The following is a 17,806-nucleotide window of genomic DNA, read 5'->3' as shown; positions in this document are numbered from 1 at the left end:
AGGCATGACCCTGCCCTACAGCCCCAGCCGCGCCGTGTATGAAGGCAATGGCGCAGCAACGGCCTTTCCCTTTGCCTTCAAGGTCTGGAGCACAGACCAGCTTAATATCAGCATCACATCACCCAAGGGAGAGACCTCTCCTGCTCAGGGCTGGACAGCCAGTATCGGCGAGAGCGGCGGCACTGTAACCTATCTGCACGATGGAGCGCCCCTGCCCGCAGGCTGGCGGCTTGCCATAGTGCGCAACATGCCCTTTGCGCAGGGCATAGACCTCATATCCGCCTCGCGCTTTGATCCGCAGGTCATAGAAGACGGTCTGGATCAGGCCACCGCGGAACTTCAACAACTGAACGAAAAACTCGCGCGCGCCGTCATCATGCCCGCCACCAGCGACAAGTCGCCGGAAGAAGTGGTTGCTTCCATCTATGCCAGCCGTGATGCAGCAGCTCAAAACGCCACCGCCGCCGCGCATTCTGCCGCTGCTGCAGCGGCCAGCGCAGCCACAGCAGCACAAACGGTGGCTGAAGCGGCAGAAGCAAGCGTAAGCGCCGCCACTGCGCAGGCAGATATAGCAGCGGCAAGCGCCCAGACTGCCCAAACTGCCGCCCACGCGGCGCAGCAGGCCGTGCCGGACAATTTGCTCAGCCGTATGGCCGATGCGGAAGCAAAAAACTCCCAGCAGGATGCGCGCCTGACCACAGCGGAGCTTGGCATTACAGCCATAGGCACGACTCTGATCGGTAGCGTTATGAGCGTGATGGCGGCAGACGGCTACGTTCCCAACGGCACTGTTCCGGCTGACGCTGCGGAATACACGCGTGAACAATTCAGGGAGTTTTACGACACGTATCTTGTGGGCGGCAAACTGCTCACCTGCACCTATGCCGCCTTTGCCGCCCAGGTGGCCCTGACAGGCAACTGCGCCAAATTCGCATTGGACACCGCAGCCCAGAAGTTCAAGGTTCCGCTGCTGAAAAACGGCGATTCCATCACGCATGCCGCAAGTGCCTCGGAGCTGGGCAAAAGTTATAAGGCCGGACTGCCGAACATTACAGGCACAACTGGTGGGTACACGTCAATCCTTGGTGGGATTTCAGAAGGGTCTACTGGTGCGTTGGTAAGAACAACCGCAGCGCACGGCGTTGCAGTCGGTACAGGTGGGATTGGCTGCACAGAACTCCAGTTCAATGCCGCAGCGTCCAATCCTATCTATGGCAACTCCACCACGGTCTCCGATGAGCAGGTACGCTGGCGGCATTTTGTGGTTCTGGCATCCGCGCAGAACAGCGCCAGCGTGTTCGACTGGTCGAATTACATGGCAGGTCTGGCGGGCAAGGCAAATCTGGACATGGATAACCTGACGGCAGCAGGCTCCGCCAAGGTGGCGAACTACGCCATGCCCAGTCAAAGGGTAGTGGCGGTGGCCGTTCCAGCGTCTACGACTTATACGGCCCCTGCTCCTGCCCCTGGCTGGTTCAAGTTTACCGGTACTTCTTCAGCAATAAATCAATACCTACGCTTGTCCACAAACAACTTTGTTTTGGATGAACTTAGTTGGTCTTCTGCCGTGGGACAAGTACTAAGCCTAATAATTCCGGCGCGCAAAGGCGACGCAGCTCGCGTAGAATATACGGCCCCCACGAATTTATATCTGAGCTTTGTTTTTGCAGAAGGAGGCAACTGATGTCTTGCCATGTGCTGCTCAATGCCGCTGGTGAAATTGACATGTGGGACGCGCAACCATTCCCCGGCAGTGTCGAGGTTGATTATGAGGTAGTGCGCGGCTGGGACGGCAGGCTCTACAAGGCTGGTGAAGAACCGACACGGCCTGCTGAAGCCATCTTTGAAGTTCTGCGCGCCTCCCGTGACGTGCGACTTGCAGCTACGGACAAGTATATGCTGGCCGACTACCCCATCAGCGAGGGATATCTGGCACAGGTCAAGGCGTACAGGGCCACCCTGCGCGCCCTGCCCGAACAGCCCGGTGCGCCGTGGGATGGCGGCGGAGAAGCTACCCCCTGGCCGGATACTCCTGACATTTTGCAGACGGAACAGTCATGCGCATAGCCCTGCAAAACTTTACCGGCGGCGAGATATCGCCCACGCTCTCGGCCCGGTATGACCTTTCCCGTTACCGCAACTGCGTTGCCTGCATGGAAAACATGCTCCCCGGCCTGCACGGGGATGTGGCCCGGCGGCCCGGCACCCGCTTTCTGGCTGAGCTTGGGGAGTATTCCGTGTTGCTCCCCTTCACCTTCAGCGCGCATCCGAGCCAGAATTTCCTTCTGGTTTTTGGCGAGAAAACCCTGCGCGTTGCTACAGTTGCCGGATTCACCACGGCACCTGTCATGGCGACCCCCTATGCGGCGGAAGATCTGCTTTCGCTCTGCCACGCGCAGGTGGGCGATGTGGTCTATCTGGCCCACCAGAAATATCCGCTGCACAAAATAGTGCGGCGCGACGCACCGGGTGGAAACTATACCTGGAGCCTGGAACAGGTAAAACTGAACACATCCCTGCCCGCCCCCGCCGCGCCCACGCTGGCCTTTACTGGCAGCGGCGGTTCCTACACCCTGCGGTACAAGGTGGCTGCGGTGGATGCCAACGGCAGGCAGTCCCTCGCCTCGCCTGCCGGGGAGTGCACAGGGGCGCGACACCCCTCCGACTGGGTGGTGGGCAACAGCACAACCATAAGCTGGCCTGCCGTTCAGGGCGCTGCTGAGTACAATGTTTACCGCGAGGAAGCGGGCTACTTCGGCTTTATCGGCGTTGCCTCCGGCACCAGCTTCAGCGACCAGAACTACAAGGCCGACACCACAGACACTCCTCGCGAAGACTGGAATCCTTTTGTCGACAACAACAATCCCGGCGTGGTGGCCTTTCACCAGCAGCGCATGGTGCTTGCGGCCACCCCCGGCACGCCGCAGGCATTTTACATGTCGCGCACAGGCGATTTTGAATCCTTCCGCAAGTCGCGTCCCTTGCAGGATGACGATCCGGTGGAATACCTCATCGCCTCCGGCTCCATAGACTCCGTAACCTGGGTTGCCAGCTTCGGCGATCTTCTGGTGGGCACCTCCGGCAGCGAATACAAGGCCAGCGGCGGCGATGGATCGGCCATCACGCCCCAGAAGGTCAGCATCACCGCCCAGTCGTACTGGGGCAGCGCGGGGCTTGCGCCCATCATCATCGGCAACTCGGTGCTGCATGTGCAGCGCCACGGCTCGCGTGTGCGCGATCTTTTCTATTCGCTGGAAAAAGACGGCTATTCGGGCAACGACCTTTCCATTCTTGCGCCGCACCTGTTTGAGGGGCACACCATCAAACAGTGGGCCTATCAGCAGACCCCCGGCTCAACCATCTGGTGCGTGCGCGATGATGGCCTGCTGCTGGGTTTTACCTACATGAAGGAGCACGACATCTGGGGCTGGTCGCGCCATGTGACAGACGGCGAGGTTATTTCTGCCGCAACAGTGGCTGATCAGGACGGCGACGCGCTGGCTCTTGTGGTGCGCCGCACCATTGCGGGCCGGACGCGCTATTTTCTCGAACGGCTGGCCCCGGTCTGGGCGGATAGCCAGCCCATTGCCGAAGCCTGTTTTGTGGATTGCGGCCTTGGCATCCGCACGGATACGCCAACTTCGACCGTGGAAGGGCTGGGCCATCTGGAAGGCTGCGCGCTTTCCGTACTGGCGGACGGCAGCCCTGTGGAGGGCTGCGTGGTGCGTGGTGGACGCATAGAGCTGCCCTACGCGGCCTCTGTGGTGCAGGCAGGCCTGCCGTATGCATCCGTGCTCTCCCCCCTGCCGGTGGAAGGAGACTTCAATTCCGGCACAACACTGGCGCAAGGGCGGGCCTACGGTTCCTGCTCGCTCCGCCTGTACCGCAGCGTAGGCGGGCAATACGGCCCCAGCCGCAACGAACTTTACGACCTGCCCTTTATGCCGGAACACTGGGGCGAGGCCGTGCAGCCCTTTTCTGGCGATATCACGTGCGCTCCCAGCGGCGGTTGGGACAACCAGACGAGCATCTGGCTGGTGCAGCAGAGGCCCCTGCCCTTCCGCGTTCTTGCTCTCACGCTGGACATAACCTTTGCCTGATGCGGCAGGAGGAGCAATCCATGCTGACCCTAACAACAGAAATATTTTCTCAGGTATCCGCAGAAGCGGAACAACTCGCCGCCGCCCACTGGGATGAGGTGGAAGCCGCCCTGCATGGCGCACAGCGTTACCGCCTTGACCATGAGCGCTATGCCAGCCTTGAACGGCTGGGCATGCTGCACATCAGCGCCGCGCGCGGACTGCCCGAGGCCGACCAAGGCGCAGCCTCCGCTACCTCCAGCGCTCCACTGGCGGGCTACGCCGCCTTTACCCTGGTGGCCTGCCCACATTGCCCGCAAACCCTGCTGGCGGCTTTGGACGGCCTCTATCTTGCCCCCTGGGCGCGCGGCGGCCTGTTTGCCCTGCGCCTGCTGCGCCATGCTGAGGCGGCCCTTGCCGTGCGCGGCGTAAGCCTTGTGCAGTACAGCTCGCCAGCGTCCCGCCCCTGCCATGCCCTCTACCGCCGCCTTGGGGCGCGGCCCACGGAAACTATCTGGCACAAAACCCTGCCGCCAGCGCCAGCCATGGCAGCAGGAACAATTGAGGAGGACAGCTAATGGCCATAGCAACCAGCACCGCCGCCATGATCAGCGCCGCCGTGGCCCTTGCCGGGGCCGCAGCCGGAACCGTGAGCGCCGTGCAGCAGGCAGCAACCCGCCGACAGCAGACGGAATACCAGTCAGACCTTGCGGCCCGCAACGCCCAGCAGGCGGAACTGAGCGCACAGGCGGCAGACGAGGCCGCCCGGCAGGAACGCCGCGCAGGCTACGAAGCGGCGCAGGCCAAACGGCAGGAGGCGGCCCGCATCATCGGTGCGCAACGCGCTCAGGCCGGGGCATCAGGAGCACAGACCGATGCAGGCTCCACGCTGGATAAAACCCTGGACACCGCAGAAAGAGGCGAACTGGACGCCCTCTCTGCCGAGCAGCAGGGGCAAAGCAGAGCACACGCCCAAGACATGCGGGCCTGGAGCCTGCGCAACCAGGCGGCGGAGTCTGCATCCAACGCCGATTTTGCTGGCTCCCGCGCCGAAACGGACTATCTGGGCCTGAGCAGCACCCTGCTCAACGGAGCCTCCCGCGTGGGCCGCAACTTTTACACCATCGGCTCACGCGGCCCGCTGCTGCCGTAGGGCCTCCCTGTCACTGCCATGACTTTACCCCCCTGCCGTCCCAGTTCGGGCGGCCGGGGGCTTTTGCTGTTATTTATGGAAAGCCCCGCGTAATGCCAGACAAAAACACGGCATTTGCCTATTGACGATGCGCGGCCCGATATTACTTTTTATGGGCAGGCGTGGCGAACAGGTGTATTCTGGACGCACGTCAAGGAAACGACCCGACGGGGAGCACGCATCATGGCAGTATCGTACAAGGATTATTACAAACTTCTGGGAGTAGAGCGCGCAGCGTCAGCCGAGGAGGTCTCCAAGGCTTACAAAAAGCTGGCCCGCAAATACCACCCTGACCTCAATCCCGGCGACAAGCAGGCAGAGGAGAAGTTTAAGGAAATCAACGAAGCCTATGAAGTGCTCAAAGACCCGGAAAAGCGCAAACTGTACGACCAGCTTGGCCCCAACTGGCAGCACGGCCAGCAGTTTCAAGGCGAACCGGGCTTTGAGAATGTGCATTTCACGTTCAACGGCAAAAATTTTGACGGTTCGGGCTTTTCAGACTTTTTTGAAACCCTGTTTGGCGGCGGTGGCCAGTTTGGCGGCGGCGCTCAGTTCGGCGGCCCCTTTGGCGGCCAGATGGGCGGACAAGGTGGCGGACGCGGGGCCAATTTCGGCCCTGATCCCTTCGGTGGATTTTCGTCCCGTCAGCGGCGTGGCCGCGATGTAGAAGCAGAGCTGGCCCTGAGCCTTGAAGAAGTGCTGCGCGGCGGCCCGCGCTCCGTGTCCATCAACATGCCCGCAGGTTCAAAGACTCTTGAGGTCAACGTGCCCGCAGGCATCCGCGAAGGGGCAAAACTGCGCCTCGCCGGGCAGGGCGACCCTGCGCCGGGCGGCACGCCGGGCGACCTTTTTTTGCGGGTGCGCTATCTGCCCCACCATGTTTTCAAGGTGGACGGAGACAACCTGCAATGCGATCTGGCCCTGGCTCCCTGGGAGGCAGCTCTTGGAGCGCGGGTTGAAGTGCCTACCCTTGAAGGCAGCGTAGAAATGCAGATTCCCGCAGGCTCCAGCTCCGGGCGCAAGTTCCGCCTGCGCGGCAAGGGTCTGGGCGCTGGCGACAAGCGGGGCGACCTGCTGGCAAAGATCATGATTAGGGTTCCCGCCCAGATCACGGACGAAGAGCGCGACCTGTGGAGCAAGCTGGCCGAGATATCAACATTCAAGGCCCGCGCGTAGGGAACAATCAGGCAGCCGCCAGCGGACACCCCCGGCGGCTGCGCAGGGTTTGCATGCATATTCCAGCGGCGCCGCCGCAGGCGGCAACCGATACGGTTACTGGTGGAGGACACAAATGAGCATGACCCCGAAAAAACCTTCACTGCCCGTGCCTTCAACGGTCATGGTCTGGCAGGAATTCATTGAAGCCACAGGCATTGCGCCGGAGCGGCTTCAGGAACTGATGGGCCTTGGCTGGATTGAAGCCCGCACCAGCGCGGCGCAGGATTTCCTTTTTCGCGATGTAGACATCTACCGTGTACGCAAGCTTGAGCGCATCTGTTGCGACTTTGAGCTGCCCGTGCTCGGCGGCACTATTATTGTGGATCTTCTGGAGCGCATAGATTCTCTGGAACGCAGGGTGCAACGCCTGCAGCATTTTGAAGACGAATAGCCGGTTTGAGCGCATGCAGCCTCCCGGCCAGAAATAACAAAATTTTGCCCGCCGCAGCGCGGGCGCGTGTGGAGGAAGCTTATGGACATCAACAAATTTACGGATAAAGCCCGCGAGGCTGTGGGGCAGGCCCAGAGCATTGCCGCAGGCATGGGCCATCAGGAGACGGATGCCGAGCATCTGGCCCTGGCCCTTGTACAGCAGGAAAACGGCATCGTGCCGCGCATTCTGGAACAGATGGGCGTGCAGCCCAAGGCCCTCAGCGTTGCCATCGAGGGCGCGCTGCGCAAGCGGCCGTCTGTTTCCGGCGGCGGCATGGACCCCAACAAGATCATGATTACCCAACGGCTGGCTAAAATTCTGGGCGATGCGCAGAACGAAGCCAACCGCATGAAGGACGAATACGTAAGCGTTGACCACCTGTTTGCCGCGCTTACCGATGTTACGCCCTCCTCGCCGCTTGGCGAAGTTTTCAAGGAATACAAGATCGCCCGCGCCCGTTTTGTGGCAGCCATGGAAGAGTTGCGCGGCGGCGCGCGCGTGACCAGCGCCACCCCCGAAGACACCTTTGAAGCGCTGACCAAGTATGCCCGCGATCTCGTGGAAGCAGCCCGCCAGGGCAAGATGGACCCGGTCATTGGCCGAGATTCCGAAATCCGCCGCGTTATTCGCATTCTCTCGCGCCGCACCAAAAACAACCCGGTGCTCATAGGCGAGGCGGGCGTGGGCAAAACCGCCATCGTGGAAGGTCTGGCCTTCCGCATCGTCAAGGGCGACGTGCCGGAGGGCCTCAAGGGCCGCAAGCTCTTTGCCCTTGATATGGGCGCGCTCATCGCTGGCGCAAAATACCGCGGGGAATTTGAAGAACGCCTCAAGGCCGTGCTCAACGAAGTGGAAAAGAGCGAGGGGCAGATCATTCTGTTCATCGACGAACTGCACACCATCGTGGGCGCAGGCAAAACAGAAGGCGCAATGGACGCGGGCAACCTGCTCAAGCCCATGCTGGCGCGCGGCGAGCTGCACTGCATCGGCGCAACCACTGTGGACGAGTACCGCAAATATATTGAGAAAGACCCGGCCCTGGAACGCCGCTTCCAGCCCGTCATGGTTGAAGAACCCACGGTGGAAGACGCCATTTCCATCCTGCGCGGGCTGAAAGAACGTTTCGAGGTGCACCACGGCGTGCGCATCAGCGACTCGGCCATTGTTGAAGCGGTGGTGCTTTCGCACCGCTACATCACCGACCGTCAGCTGCCGGACAAGGCCATTGACCTCATTGACGAGGCCGCGGCCATGATCCGCACAGAGATCGACTCGCTGCCCGCTGATCTGGACGAAGTGAACCGCAAGGTCATGCAGCTCGAAATCGAGCGTGAAGCCCTGCGCCGCGAAACAGACGCCGCCTCGCGCGAACGCCTTGAAAAGCTTGAGAACGAACTGGCTGACCTGCGCGCCCAGCAGGCCAACATGCGCAAACAGTGGGAGAGCGAAAAGGGCTCCATCGACCACGTACGTGAAATCAAGGAGCAGATCGAGCAGACCAAGCTTGCCATTGAGCAGGCCGAGCGCGCCTACGACCTCAACAAGGCCGCCGAGCTCAAGTACTCCAAACTGCTTGAGTTGGAAAAGAAGCTGGCCGCAGCATCCGGCGCTGGTTCGGAACACGAAGGCCCGCGTTTGCTCAAGGAAGAAGTGCGCCCCGACGATGTGGCCGAGATTGTGGGCAAGTGGACGGGCATTCCGGTAACGCGCCTGCTTGAATCCGAACGCGAAAAACTGCTGCGCCTGGGCGACCAGCTGCACGAGCGCGTGGTGGGTCAGGACGAGGCCGTTACAGCCGTAGCAGATGCCGTGCTACGCGCCCGCGCGGGGCTTTCCGACCCGGCGCGGCCCACAGGTTCGTTCATCTTCCTTGGCCCCACGGGCGTAGGCAAGACCGAGCTTTCCAAGGCTTTGGCCGAGGCGCTCTTTGATACGGAAGACAACATGGTGCGGCTCGACATGAGCGAATACATGGAGAAGCACTCCGTGTCGCGGCTCATCGGCGCGCCTCCAGGATACGTGGGCTATGACGAAGGCGGTCAGCTTACCGAAGCCGTGCGCCGCAAGCCCTACTCCGTCATCCTGTTTGACGAGATTGAAAAGGCGCATCCCGATGTGTTCAACACCCTGCTGCAACTGCTGGATGATGGACGCCTAACGGACAGCCAGGGACGCACGGTGGACTTTCGCAACTGCATAGTCATCATGACCTCCAATATCGGCTCCATGCACCTGCTGGACGGCATCTCCGCCGACGGCTCGCTGAAGGAAGGCGCGAGGGAAAGGGTCATGGAGGATTTGCGGGCGCACTTCCGCCCCGAATTCCTCAACCGTGTGGACGAAACCGTGGTCTTTTTGCCCCTGCGGCGCGACCAGATTGCCCGCATTGTGGATCTTCAGGTCAACCGGCTGCGCAAGCGGCTTGAAGACCGCAAGATCAGGCTTGAGCTTACAGATGCGGCCCGCAAATTCATTGGCGATGCAGGTTATGACCCTGTGTACGGCGCGCGGCCCCTCAAGCGCTACGTGCAGCAGGCTGTGGAAACCCCGCTCGCCAAGGAGCTGGTGGGCGGCAAAATCCGCGATGGTCAGTGCGTCACTGTGGACGCCACAGACGACAAGCTGACCTTCCGGGCCGAGTAAACGGCGCAAGGCTGACACCCAACCCAGATACAAGGGGGATTCCGAACAGGAATCCCCCTTTTTTTGAACACACTATCGTCTTGCAGGTTTGATCCGCAAATGCGTTCAGCTTCTGAATGCGTTGCCCAGAGCATCCGCCGCCATAATGGCCGCGGCTACGTTCTCTTCCGTAATGGGAAAGGGCATGGCGTGGATGGATTCTTCGGGCAGGCAGGCCTTGCGGGCCACCTTGCGCAGGGCTTCGGGGCTGATATCCGTAATACCGATGTCGCTCAGGCACACGGGCAGGCCCACCGAGGTGCAGAAGCCCAGCACTTCGTCCAGTTCTTCCGTGGGGGCGTTTTCCAGCACCAGTTGCACCAGCGTGCCAAAGGCGACCTTTTCGCCGTGCAGATAGGTATGGGTTTCTTCCAGTGCGGTCAGGCCATCGTGGACGGCATGGGCTGCCGCCAGACCGCCGCTCTCAAAGCCCAGACCGGAAAGCAGGGAGTTGGCTTCAATGATGTTTTCCAGCGCAGGCGTCGCCATCTTGGCCTGACAGGCCAGCACAGCCTTGTAGCCGTCATCCAGCAGGGTGCGGTAGCAGGTGGCGGCAAGGGCTTGCGCTGCAAGGGTGCCTCTGGCCGGGGGGCAGTCGCCCGTGCGCGCGCCGCAGGGCAACCCCGCGTTGACGGGAGCGCACGAACGCACGTTGGCCCGCGCCTCAAAATAGGTGGAAAGGGCATCGCCCATGCCCGATACCAGATAGCGCACCGGCGAGGCGGCAATGATGGAAACGTCCATCAACACCACATCGGGATTGCGGGGAAAATAGGCGTAGTCTTCCATTTCGCCGTCTGGCGTGTAGATCACTGCGGAGTGGCTCGTGGGCGCGTCCGTTGCCGCTGTGGTGGGCACCACAATGACTCCCTGCCCCGCCGCCACGCAGCGCGCCGTATCCAGCGCCTTGCCGCCGCCAAGCCCCACGGTGCAGTTGCAGGAATGCTGGCGCGCCAGCTCGCCAAGGCGGGCGATTTCAACGCGCGAGCATTCGCCCTGAAATTCCGTTTCCACAAAGGTCACGCCAAACTTGGCCGCTGTGGCGTCCAGAGTCTGGCGCACCCTGTTCACGCTGCTTTCCGTGGCTACCAGCAAGGCCTTTGTGCCGTACTGCCGCACAAAATACCCAAGGTTGAGCAGTTCGTTCTCGCCCTGCACATACTTGGACGGACAGATAAACGCTCTTCTCATGGCATGCTCCGCTTCCGGCAATCGGGCCGGCATTGCAGGTTTGAATCCTGACCGGGCCTACGCGTCTTCCTTCACGCCCAGCAGGGCGCGGGCATAATCCTCGCCGCTAAAGGGGCGCAGGTCTTCCATTTTTTCGCCAAGGCCCACATAGGTGATGGGCAGGTGGTGCTGCATGGCAACGGCTATGGCTACGCCGCCCTTGGCCGTGCCGTCGAGCTTGGTGATGATGAGTTCATCAATGCCCGCAGCTTCCTTGAACAGTTTGGTTTGCGAAAGGGCGTTCTGCCCGGTGGTGGCGTCAATCACCAGAATGGTGCGGTGCGGCGCGCCCGCATGTTTTTTGCCCAGTACCTGACGGATCTTGCTCAATTCTTCCATCAGGTTGACCTTGGTCTGCAAGCGGCCAGCCGTATCCACATAGAGCACGTCCACACCTTCCTGAAGCGCGCGATCCATAGCCTCGTAAGCCACGGCGGCAGGGTCGGAACCGGCGGTGCGCGCATGGAACAGCGCGCCCACGCGCCCAGCCCAAACCTGCAACTGCTCAATGGCGGCAGCGCGGAAGGTATCTGCGGCGGCAATCATGACCTTTTTGCCCTGCATGCGGTCGCGGTGGGCCAGCTTGGCAATGGTGGTGGTTTTGCCCACGCCGTTGACGCCGATCATCAGCACAACTTCGGGCTGGTTAACGGCTGCAATGCGGCGCGGCGCGCGAAAGATTTCTTCCACTTCAGCCATGAGCAACTGGCGCACCATGGCGGATTCCGTCACCTTTTCCTTGCGGGCGCGCTCTTTCAGGCGTTCCACCAGTTCAATGGAAGGCTCGTAGCCAAGATCGGCCATGATAAAAAGTTCTTCCAGCTCTTCCCAGAAGGCGTCGTCCAGTTCGCCATGCCCGGCAAAGAGAGCGTCCAGCCCCTTGGAAAACTGCTCGCGGGTGCGCGAAAGGCCCTGACTGATCTTGAGAAACAGGCGGTTGCGCTCGTCCTCTTCGTCTTCCATATCAAGGGCGAGAGCCAGACGGTACTGTAATTCAGAGCGGAATTCCTCCACCTGCCGATAATCCATGCGGGTGAGCCATTCCTGAAAATCGCGCACAAAGTTCTGCGCTTCGGCCTCCGGGGCATCAAGGGCGCGCAGCAAGAAGAACAGACGCTGCCACAGCAGGTCGCCCGCTTCATCCACGCCCTCAAGCACAATACCAAGCCATACGGAAAGCCGTGGCTCAGCCTCGCGCAGGCGCAGGGTAAGAGCCTCATCAGCGGCAGATGCCGCAAAAGGCCGGGCAGCGGATTCTGCCGCTGGTTTCGCAGCAGGTTCTGCAAGGGATTTAGGTGCGGCTGCGTCAATTTCTGCGGGCACTTCCTGCGCCGCATTGGCCGCATCTTCCGCGCCGCCGAACATCTTTTTTATGGCAGAGAAAAAACCCATATGATCTCCTTATCTTCCGCCCTCTTGCACCGAGGGCTTGCTTTCCTTGCGGGCCGTTTGCCCTTCCAGCGCGCCCAGTACTTCGCGCAGCGCCAGCACGCATTCTTCCACGGCCTGAGCCGCAGAGGCTGCGTCCGAATCATTTACGGCCCACTGCATCGCATGCGCGGCAGAGGCCAGCCGCTCCGCGCCCACGCAGGGCGCTGCTTTTTCAAGAATCCGCCCCAGGCGGCACAGGTTGTCCGCGTCTTCCAGCGCATAGAGGCGCAGCAGCAAATCAGGGGCAGGGGCAAACGTTCTGCCGAACATGCCCGCCGTAACGCGCCAGGCTTCCGGGCGGCGCAACAAAAAAGCCCGCCCAAGCTCGGCGCTCACAACTGCCCCGGCTGCGATATCTTCGCTCAGGGGCGCGATGCTCCTGCCCTGCGCTTCGGCGGCTGGCTGCGGTGAGGGCGCATGACCGGGGGCGGCGCTGTCGCAAGCGGAGCCTGATTCAAAAATATCTGCAAGGCCGGGTTCCATTGATGCCGCAGGGGTGGAATCAGCAGCAGGTTCGCCGGACGCCGCAGTGCCGCGCGGCGCAGTACGCTCCAGCAACAAGGCTTTCAGGCGCGCCAGATCGCCCCAGTGCCAGAGCAGGGCCAGCAAGACCAGGGTTGAAAACAGGGCGGAAAGACAAAAGCGTGCCACTTCCCGCCGGGCCTTCTGGGCCAGATCTTCATCAGTGATGCGGGGCGAAAGGTACACTTCCACCGAGCCCACGGGGCGGCCTTCCATCTTGAGCGGATTCATGCCCTGCACGCTGTTTTCCGCAATTTCATCGTCCCAGGGAATGGGTTCCCACTGGTAGTTGCGCCGCTGCCCTTCCAGCATGCCACGCGGCGTCTGCACCTTGATGGCGTAAATGGATTCATCGGTCATGGCCGCCATAACGATTGTGCGGGCGGTCAGTTCGTCCAGCTCCCAGGCTGGCAGGGAAAGCAGGGCCGCCAGTTGCGCTGCGGTACGTCCGGCCTCGCTGCCAAGGCGGTTTTCCGCCTCCTGCCTGTCCTCGTTGACGTTCCAGACGCCAAGCAGCAGGAACAGCAGCAATGCCGCCACCCAAACAGCCAGGGCAAGCCTGCGGCGCAGAACGTGTGAGATATTGGGCATATGCTTTGCCGCGAGAAACACGCTCCCGCGCTCCTTACTGTTAGTGTGGCCTGCCATGCAGACGGTGCGCCAGTGCGCGGGCAGCCGCAAGGGCGTCAGCATCGCGCAGAACAAACAGACAAAAAGCCCAGGCCGTTGCGCCGCCAATGATGGCAAGGGCAATCCCCAGCCATATGCCGCGCCCGTCCAACTGATTCAGCAATTGCCATGCGGCAAGGGCCGTGGCCGCAGCAGCGGCGCATTGCCGCAGCACCGCCCCCGCCGGGGGCAGGCAAACGCTGGCAGATGCCGCGCCAGCGGAACTTTTTTTCAACGCCCTGCCCATAATGCACAGCAACAGGCCGCATTGCAGCCACAGGCCAAGGCTCACGGCCAGTGCTGGAGCCATGACGCCAAGACTGCCCGAAAGACTATGGACCAGTGCGCCCCCGACCGCAAGCGTAGCAACCACGGCCCATACGGCGCTGACTGCCGTACGCCGCACCTCGCCCAGCGCGTTGCAGGCTGCCAGCAGGGAACGGTTGACGGCAAAGGCCGGCAGCCCCGGCAAGTAGGCCCACAGAGCAAGGCCAGTTTCGTAGGCGGCATTGTCGCCAAAGGCTCCGTGCCGCAGCAGGCCTTCCACCAAGCGCGGCCCCACAGCCCACAATCCTGCGGCGGCGGGCAGGCTCAACAGCAGGGTCAAACGCAGGGCCGTACGCAACTGATCTGAAAAGAGCGAAAATTCTCTGGCAGCGGCAAGGCGGCTCAAAGTGGGCAGGCTTGCCATGCCCAGACACACGCCCACCAGTCCAAGGGGCAGTTCAAGCAGCCGTTCGGCATAGTAAAGGGCAGCCACCTGCCCCCGGCCAAGGCTGGACGCCAGAGACATGGCGGCCAGCATGGCAAGCTGCGGTGCGGATGCCCCAAGCAGGCCCGCGGGCAGACGGCCAATGCAGTTCCAGGCGAGGGATGCCGCGCGGCTGTGCAGCGTGGATGCATCCCTGCTCTCACTGCCCGGCGCTGCATCCGGCCCATCGGCAGGCCCGGCATTATGCAGCGGCAACAAACGCCGCACGGCCAGCCACTGCGCCAGCCACTGTGCGACTCCACCGCAAAGCATGCCCACGGCCAGAGCCGGAGCCGCAGGCAGCAGGCCCAGGGCAGCCGCCCCTGCAAAACACAGAATGACAATATTGAACAGGGCAGGAGAAACAGCGGGCAGCCAGAACACGCCAAGGCTGTGCAAAAGAGCCATGCCCATAGCCGCCATACCAGCCGCCAGCGTATAGGGCAGGCAGATACGCAGCAGGTATATGGCCTCCTGCCGTTCCGGCCCACAAAAACCGGGAGCCAGAATATCCGTAAGCCACGGGGTGGCCACCAGCCCAAGCACTGTGAGCAGGGTCAGCACAAGGCCAAGCCTCACAGCCAGGGCGCGGGCCAGCAGGCGCATGCTGCGGCTGCGCTCCGCCGCCACGGCATGACCGGGTGATGCGCCCATACGCTCCAGATGCACAAGGCTTGCCGTCAGCGTCATGGAAAGCGAGCCTTCGCCCAGCATGCGGCGCAGCACATGGGGCAGCCGCATGGCAGCCACCAGCGCATCGGCGGCAGCGCCGCCGCCCACAAGCCAGGCCATGCTCATATCGCGCAAAAGGCCGAGCACACGCGAAACAAGGGCAAAGCCGCCCAAAAGAGCCGCCGTGCGCGCGATGCCGCCAGAATACCCGGGGCCGTGCTCGGCAGGGCCGGAAGCGCAAGACGAAGGGGATTCACCACCTTTGCCGTGCGCGCAGCCGCTTTCAGAAGCGCTCATTATTCCTCGTTTCAGCCTTGCAAAAAATCAGGGCAGGGCAGCGCACCGCTGGGCAGTTCTGGGGGCGCTTGTCAAAACACGTGAAAGCAAGCTGCCTGCAACAAAAATTTCCGCTCCCGGCGGCACTGGGCTTTTAACAGCCCTTGGTGCCGCCGGGAGCAAACGAGTCGCAACTACGGGCGGTGCGGATCGGGTTCGGACTTCCACGCGGCCACGGCTTCGCGCACAAGGCGATTCTGCTCTTCGGGCATGGTATCCTTGAAAGTTTCGGCAAACACGTGGATACGCGTGCCGCCGCGCGGCGCAAACAGCCCCTTGACCCGGCACCAGCAGGGATTGAGCAGGGTGCGCAGGTCTTCCAGCACGTTGTTGGTGATGGTTTCCATAAACGACTGGTGATTGCGGAAGGCGAACATATAGAGCTTGAAGCTCTTGGATTCCACGCACAGCTCATCGGGAATGTACTCCACCGTGATGGTGCCGCAGTCGGGCTGGCCGGTCACCGGGCAGAGCGAGGTAAATTCGGGAAAGCTGATGCTGATCACATACGGGCGCTGGGGAAAGCAGTTGGGAAAGGCCTCCAGCAGGGCTACGCTGGGGCCGCCCTCCGGGGACTGAAGGCGGCCTGTGCCAAGAACCTTCAGGTCCTGGGTCTGATCCTGGCTGCGGGTACTCATGGGGATACTCCTTAAAATACACGGGAATGACGCTGCCGTGCAGCGTTGGGGGGCCGCCTAAGCGGCGGACGCGGCATGCGCGGGCGAAAGGCCTCGCTGGCTGCGCAAACGCAGGCGCGTATCGGACTTGTAACCCATTGCGCTTGCGGCTACAATAATCTATTGCCCACTCCAATCCGATACCATCCATCGGCCAGTTCCCCGGAGCAACGTATGAATATCCTGCTGCACGTACACGCCTGCAAGCGGGGCCAATGTCTGCCCCTGCTGCCTGTTGCCGCCACGGATACCGATTTTTGCCGCAGTCACGGCCTCATGACGCCCGAGCCGTGGGCAATGCCCCACCTGCGGGTGGGCACATGCTTTTGCGGGGCCTGCGGCACAGCCCTGCTCAAGGTTACGGGGCGCGCCTGGATGCCCCTGCCGCCCAACACGGCAAACCCCGGCGGCAATGGTGAGGAACCGTGGCAGGCAAGCCACGCGGTGCAGTGCCTGCTGTTGACCGCCCTGACTGATCTGCCCGAAGGCCCGCTGGAAGTAACCGCCAGAAAAACCGGCTACAGCCTTGCATGGATAACCCTGTCGGACAAAGGCGCGCGCGGCCAGCGGCTGGATTTGAGCGGCCCCGCCATTGCTGAAATGGTCGGCTCCGCCATGCCGCTGAGCCACAGCCAGGGATTTTTGCTGCCGGATGAAGCCGCGCAACTGCGCGCCCTGCTGACGGAGCTTGCCCTGAGCCAGGGTTTTGACCTTATATGCACCACCGGCGGCACCGGGCTTTCGGCGCGCGATATTACGCCGCAAACCACTGCCGCCCTGCTCGATACGCCCTTGCCGGGCTTTACTCAGGCCATGCTGGCCGCCAGCCTTGCCAAAACGCCCCACGCGGTTATTTCGCGCGCGGCTGCGGGCGCGCTGGGGCAAAGCATCATCATCAACCTGCCGGGCAGCCGCAAGGCCGTTGTGGAAAACCTTGCCGCCGTACTGCCCGCCCTGCCCCACGCCCTTGCCAAATTGCAGGGCGACCCCGCCGACTGCGGCGGTTAAGGAGAAAACATGGGCTTTTTCCCGCGTTCCGGCATGAGGCTTTCCACGCCTTTTGGCCAGTTTGGCGACATTTGCCGGATGATCAAGATTGAGCATTCCATTTTTGCGCTGCCCTACGCATGGGCAGGGGCGGTATTGGCCGCACGCGGCCTGCCCTCTGCGCGCAGCCTGATTTTTCTGACCATCGGCATGATCGCGGCGCGCTCATTCGCCATGGCCTTCAACCGGCTGGCAGATCTGCCCTTTGACCGCGACAACCCGCGCACGCAGGGCCGCCCCCTGGTCACGGGCGTCATCAGCAAAGGGCAGACATGGGCCTTCTGCGCGCTCATGGCAGTTATCTTTATTGCCTCCTGCGCAGCGCTGAACACTGTCTGCCTGTGGCTTTCCGTGCCTGCGCTGCTGTTTGCGGCCATCTACAGTCTGCTCAAGCGCTTTACGGCCCTGTGCCACTTCTGGCTGGGCGCGACCCTGGGTCTTGCCCCGCTTGCTGGCTGGCTCTCGGTCAATCCCGCGAGCCTTGGCCTTGCGCCTGTGCTGCTGTTCTGGGCCGTCACTTTCTGGGTAGCGGCATTTGACATCTATTATGCGTTTCAGGACATGGATTTTGACGTGGCCTTTGAGCTGCATTCCGTGCCTGCTTCTTTCGGGCCGAATACAGCCCTGACGCTGGCCGCGTTTTCGCACGCCATGACGTCCATCTTTCTGCTGCTGGCGGGCTTTGCCGCCGGGCTTTCCTGGCCCTGGTACGTGGTGTGGTTCGGCATCAGCGTCATGCTGCTTGTGGAGCACAGGCTCATGAAGCCGCAGGATCTGCGCCACGTGAACACGGCCTTTTTTACCATTAACGGCATCATTTCGCCGGTCGTACTGGCTGGCGTGTTGCTGGGCATCTATATCTGACGG

General features: G+C 62.0%; 15 protein-coding genes. 10 read left to right on the top strand and 5 right to left on the bottom strand.

All coding sequences use genetic code 11. From position 1 onward, the window contains the following. Window positions 1-4 precede the first annotated feature (4 nt). From NE637_RS09370 to clpB, 8 genes are all read left to right on the top strand, one after another. Complete coding sequence (locus NE637_RS09370; protein ID WP_227118731.1) at window positions 5-1,684, top strand: hypothetical protein; 1,680 nt, start codon at window positions 5-7, stop codon at window positions 1,682-1,684. After that, on the top strand, window positions 1,684-2,067 hold the full coding sequence (locus NE637_RS09365) for a phage tail assembly chaperone (RefSeq protein ID WP_227118730.1): 384 nt from the start codon (window positions 1,684-1,686) through the stop codon (window positions 2,065-2,067). The genes NE637_RS09370 and NE637_RS09365 overlap by 1 nt, the downstream gene beginning before the upstream one ends. Then, entirely contained in the window at window positions 2,058-4,100 is a 2,043-nt protein-coding gene (locus NE637_RS09360) for a phage tail protein (protein WP_227118729.1), read from the top strand. Before NE637_RS09365 ends, NE637_RS09360 begins: the two co-directional genes overlap by 10 nt. A gap of 20 nt (window positions 4,101-4,120) precedes the next feature. Continuing rightward, window positions 4,121-4,657 (top strand): GNAT family N-acetyltransferase, encoded by a 537-nt coding sequence (locus NE637_RS09355; RefSeq protein ID WP_227118728.1) that lies wholly within the window; start codon window positions 4,121-4,123, stop codon window positions 4,655-4,657. Then, window positions 4,657-5,232, top strand: a complete 576-nt coding sequence (locus tag NE637_RS09350; RefSeq protein WP_227118727.1) for a hypothetical protein — start codon at window positions 4,657-4,659, stop codon at window positions 5,230-5,232. Before NE637_RS09355 ends, NE637_RS09350 begins: the two co-directional genes overlap by 1 nt. A gap of 222 nt (window positions 5,233-5,454) precedes the next feature. Next, window positions 5,455-6,447, top strand: coding sequence for a DnaJ C-terminal domain-containing protein (locus NE637_RS09345; protein WP_227118726.1), 993 nt, complete (start codon window positions 5,455-5,457; stop codon window positions 6,445-6,447). A gap of 115 nt (window positions 6,448-6,562) precedes the next feature. Continuing rightward, window positions 6,563-6,880 (top strand): chaperone modulator CbpM, encoded by a 318-nt coding sequence (locus NE637_RS09340; protein ID WP_192113666.1) that lies wholly within the window; start codon window positions 6,563-6,565, stop codon window positions 6,878-6,880. A gap of 81 nt (window positions 6,881-6,961) precedes the next feature. Next, complete coding sequence (clpB, locus tag NE637_RS09335; protein ID WP_215647170.1) at window positions 6,962-9,565, top strand: ATP-dependent chaperone ClpB; 2,604 nt, start codon at window positions 6,962-6,964, stop codon at window positions 9,563-9,565. A gap of 105 nt (window positions 9,566-9,670) precedes the next feature. Here clpB and NE637_RS09330 read toward each other — a convergent pair whose 3' ends face one another. The 5 genes from NE637_RS09330 to queF all read right to left on the bottom strand — a co-directional run bounded on the left by NE637_RS09330 (window position 9,671) and on the right by queF (window position 15,853). Continuing rightward, window positions 9,671-10,795, bottom strand: a complete 1,125-nt coding sequence (locus tag NE637_RS09330; RefSeq protein ID WP_227118725.1) for a glycerol dehydrogenase — start codon at window positions 10,793-10,795, stop codon at window positions 9,671-9,673. A gap of 57 nt (window positions 10,796-10,852) precedes the next feature. Beyond that, window positions 10,853-12,226 (bottom strand): signal recognition particle-docking protein FtsY, encoded by a 1,374-nt coding sequence (gene ftsY, locus NE637_RS09325; protein WP_227118724.1) that lies wholly within the window; start codon window positions 12,224-12,226, stop codon window positions 10,853-10,855. A gap of 9 nt (window positions 12,227-12,235) precedes the next feature. Then, entirely contained in the window at window positions 12,236-13,378 is a 1,143-nt protein-coding gene (locus NE637_RS09320; protein ID WP_227118723.1) for a hypothetical protein, read from the bottom strand. A 40-nt stretch (window positions 13,379-13,418) separates the two neighbouring features. Beyond that, on the bottom strand, window positions 13,419-15,176 hold the full coding sequence (locus NE637_RS09315) for a lipid II flippase MurJ (protein WP_227118722.1): 1,758 nt from the start codon (window positions 15,174-15,176) through the stop codon (window positions 13,419-13,421). 173 nt (window positions 15,177-15,349) lie between these two features. Next, the gene (gene queF, locus NE637_RS09310; protein WP_192113672.1) at window positions 15,350-15,853 is read right to left on the bottom strand and encodes a preQ(1) synthase; all 504 of its coding nucleotides are present in this window, start codon (window positions 15,851-15,853) and stop codon (window positions 15,350-15,352) included. A gap of 213 nt (window positions 15,854-16,066) precedes the next feature. Between queF and NE637_RS09305 the strand changes: the two genes are divergently transcribed. Together NE637_RS09305 and NE637_RS09300 are read left to right on the top strand one after the other, a co-directional pair. Then, window positions 16,067-16,900: a MogA/MoaB family molybdenum cofactor biosynthesis protein gene (locus NE637_RS09305; RefSeq protein WP_192113673.1), complete on the top strand. Its 834-nt coding sequence runs from the start codon at window positions 16,067-16,069 to the stop codon at window positions 16,898-16,900. 9 nt (window positions 16,901-16,909) lie between these two features. Then, the gene (locus tag NE637_RS09300; protein WP_227118721.1) at window positions 16,910-17,803 is read left to right on the top strand and encodes a 4-hydroxybenzoate octaprenyltransferase; all 894 of its coding nucleotides are present in this window, start codon (window positions 16,910-16,912) and stop codon (window positions 17,801-17,803) included. Window positions 17,804-17,806: the final 3 nt, after the last annotated feature.

Source organism: Desulfovibrio desulfuricans, assembly GCF_024460775.1.
Lineage (GTDB): Bacteria > Desulfobacterota > Desulfovibrionia > Desulfovibrionales > Desulfovibrionaceae > Desulfovibrio > Desulfovibrio desulfuricans_E.
The sequence above is the reverse complement of the archived record's forward strand: the minus strand, read 5'-3'. Positions and strand labels throughout refer to the sequence as shown.

What these genes read in the sequence shown, in the direction of transcription:
- NE637_RS09370 (WP_227118731.1), top strand. Translation starts at nt 5, where the DNA reads ATGACCCTGCCCTACAGCCCCAGCCGCGCCGTGTATGAAGGCAATGGC.
- NE637_RS09365 (WP_227118730.1), top strand. Translation starts at nt 1,684, where the DNA reads ATGTCTTGCCATGTGCTGCTCAATGCCGCTGGTGAAATTGACATGTGG.
- NE637_RS09360 (WP_227118729.1), top strand. Translation starts at nt 2,058, where the DNA reads ATGCGCATAGCCCTGCAAAACTTTACCGGCGGCGAGATATCGCCCACG.
- NE637_RS09355 (WP_227118728.1), top strand. Translation starts at nt 4,121, where the DNA reads ATGCTGACCCTAACAACAGAAATATTTTCTCAGGTATCCGCAGAAGCG.
- NE637_RS09350 (WP_227118727.1), top strand. Translation starts at nt 4,657, where the DNA reads ATGGCCATAGCAACCAGCACCGCCGCCATGATCAGCGCCGCCGTGGCC.
- NE637_RS09345 (WP_227118726.1), top strand. Translation starts at nt 5,455, where the DNA reads ATGGCAGTATCGTACAAGGATTATTACAAACTTCTGGGAGTAGAGCGC.
- NE637_RS09340 (WP_192113666.1), top strand. Translation starts at nt 6,563, where the DNA reads ATGAGCATGACCCCGAAAAAACCTTCACTGCCCGTGCCTTCAACGGTC.
- clpB (WP_215647170.1), top strand. Translation starts at nt 6,962, where the DNA reads ATGGACATCAACAAATTTACGGATAAAGCCCGCGAGGCTGTGGGGCAG.
- NE637_RS09330 (WP_227118725.1), bottom strand. Translation starts at nt 10,795, where the DNA reads ATGAGAAGAGCGTTTATCTGTCCGTCCAAGTATGTGCAGGGCGAGAAC.
- ftsY (WP_227118724.1), bottom strand. Translation starts at nt 12,226, where the DNA reads ATGGGTTTTTTCTCTGCCATAAAAAAGATGTTCGGCGGCGCGGAAGAT.
- NE637_RS09320 (WP_227118723.1), bottom strand. Translation starts at nt 13,378, where the DNA reads ATGCCCAATATCTCACACGTTCTGCGCCGCAGGCTTGCCCTGGCTGTT.
- NE637_RS09315 (WP_227118722.1), bottom strand. Translation starts at nt 15,176, where the DNA reads ATGAGCGCTTCTGAAAGCGGCTGCGCGCACGGCAAAGGTGGTGAATCC.
- queF (WP_192113672.1), bottom strand. Translation starts at nt 15,853, where the DNA reads ATGAGTACCCGCAGCCAGGATCAGACCCAGGACCTGAAGGTTCTTGGC.
- NE637_RS09305 (WP_192113673.1), top strand. Translation starts at nt 16,067, where the DNA reads ATGAATATCCTGCTGCACGTACACGCCTGCAAGCGGGGCCAATGTCTG.
- NE637_RS09300 (WP_227118721.1), top strand. Translation starts at nt 16,910, where the DNA reads ATGGGCTTTTTCCCGCGTTCCGGCATGAGGCTTTCCACGCCTTTTGGC.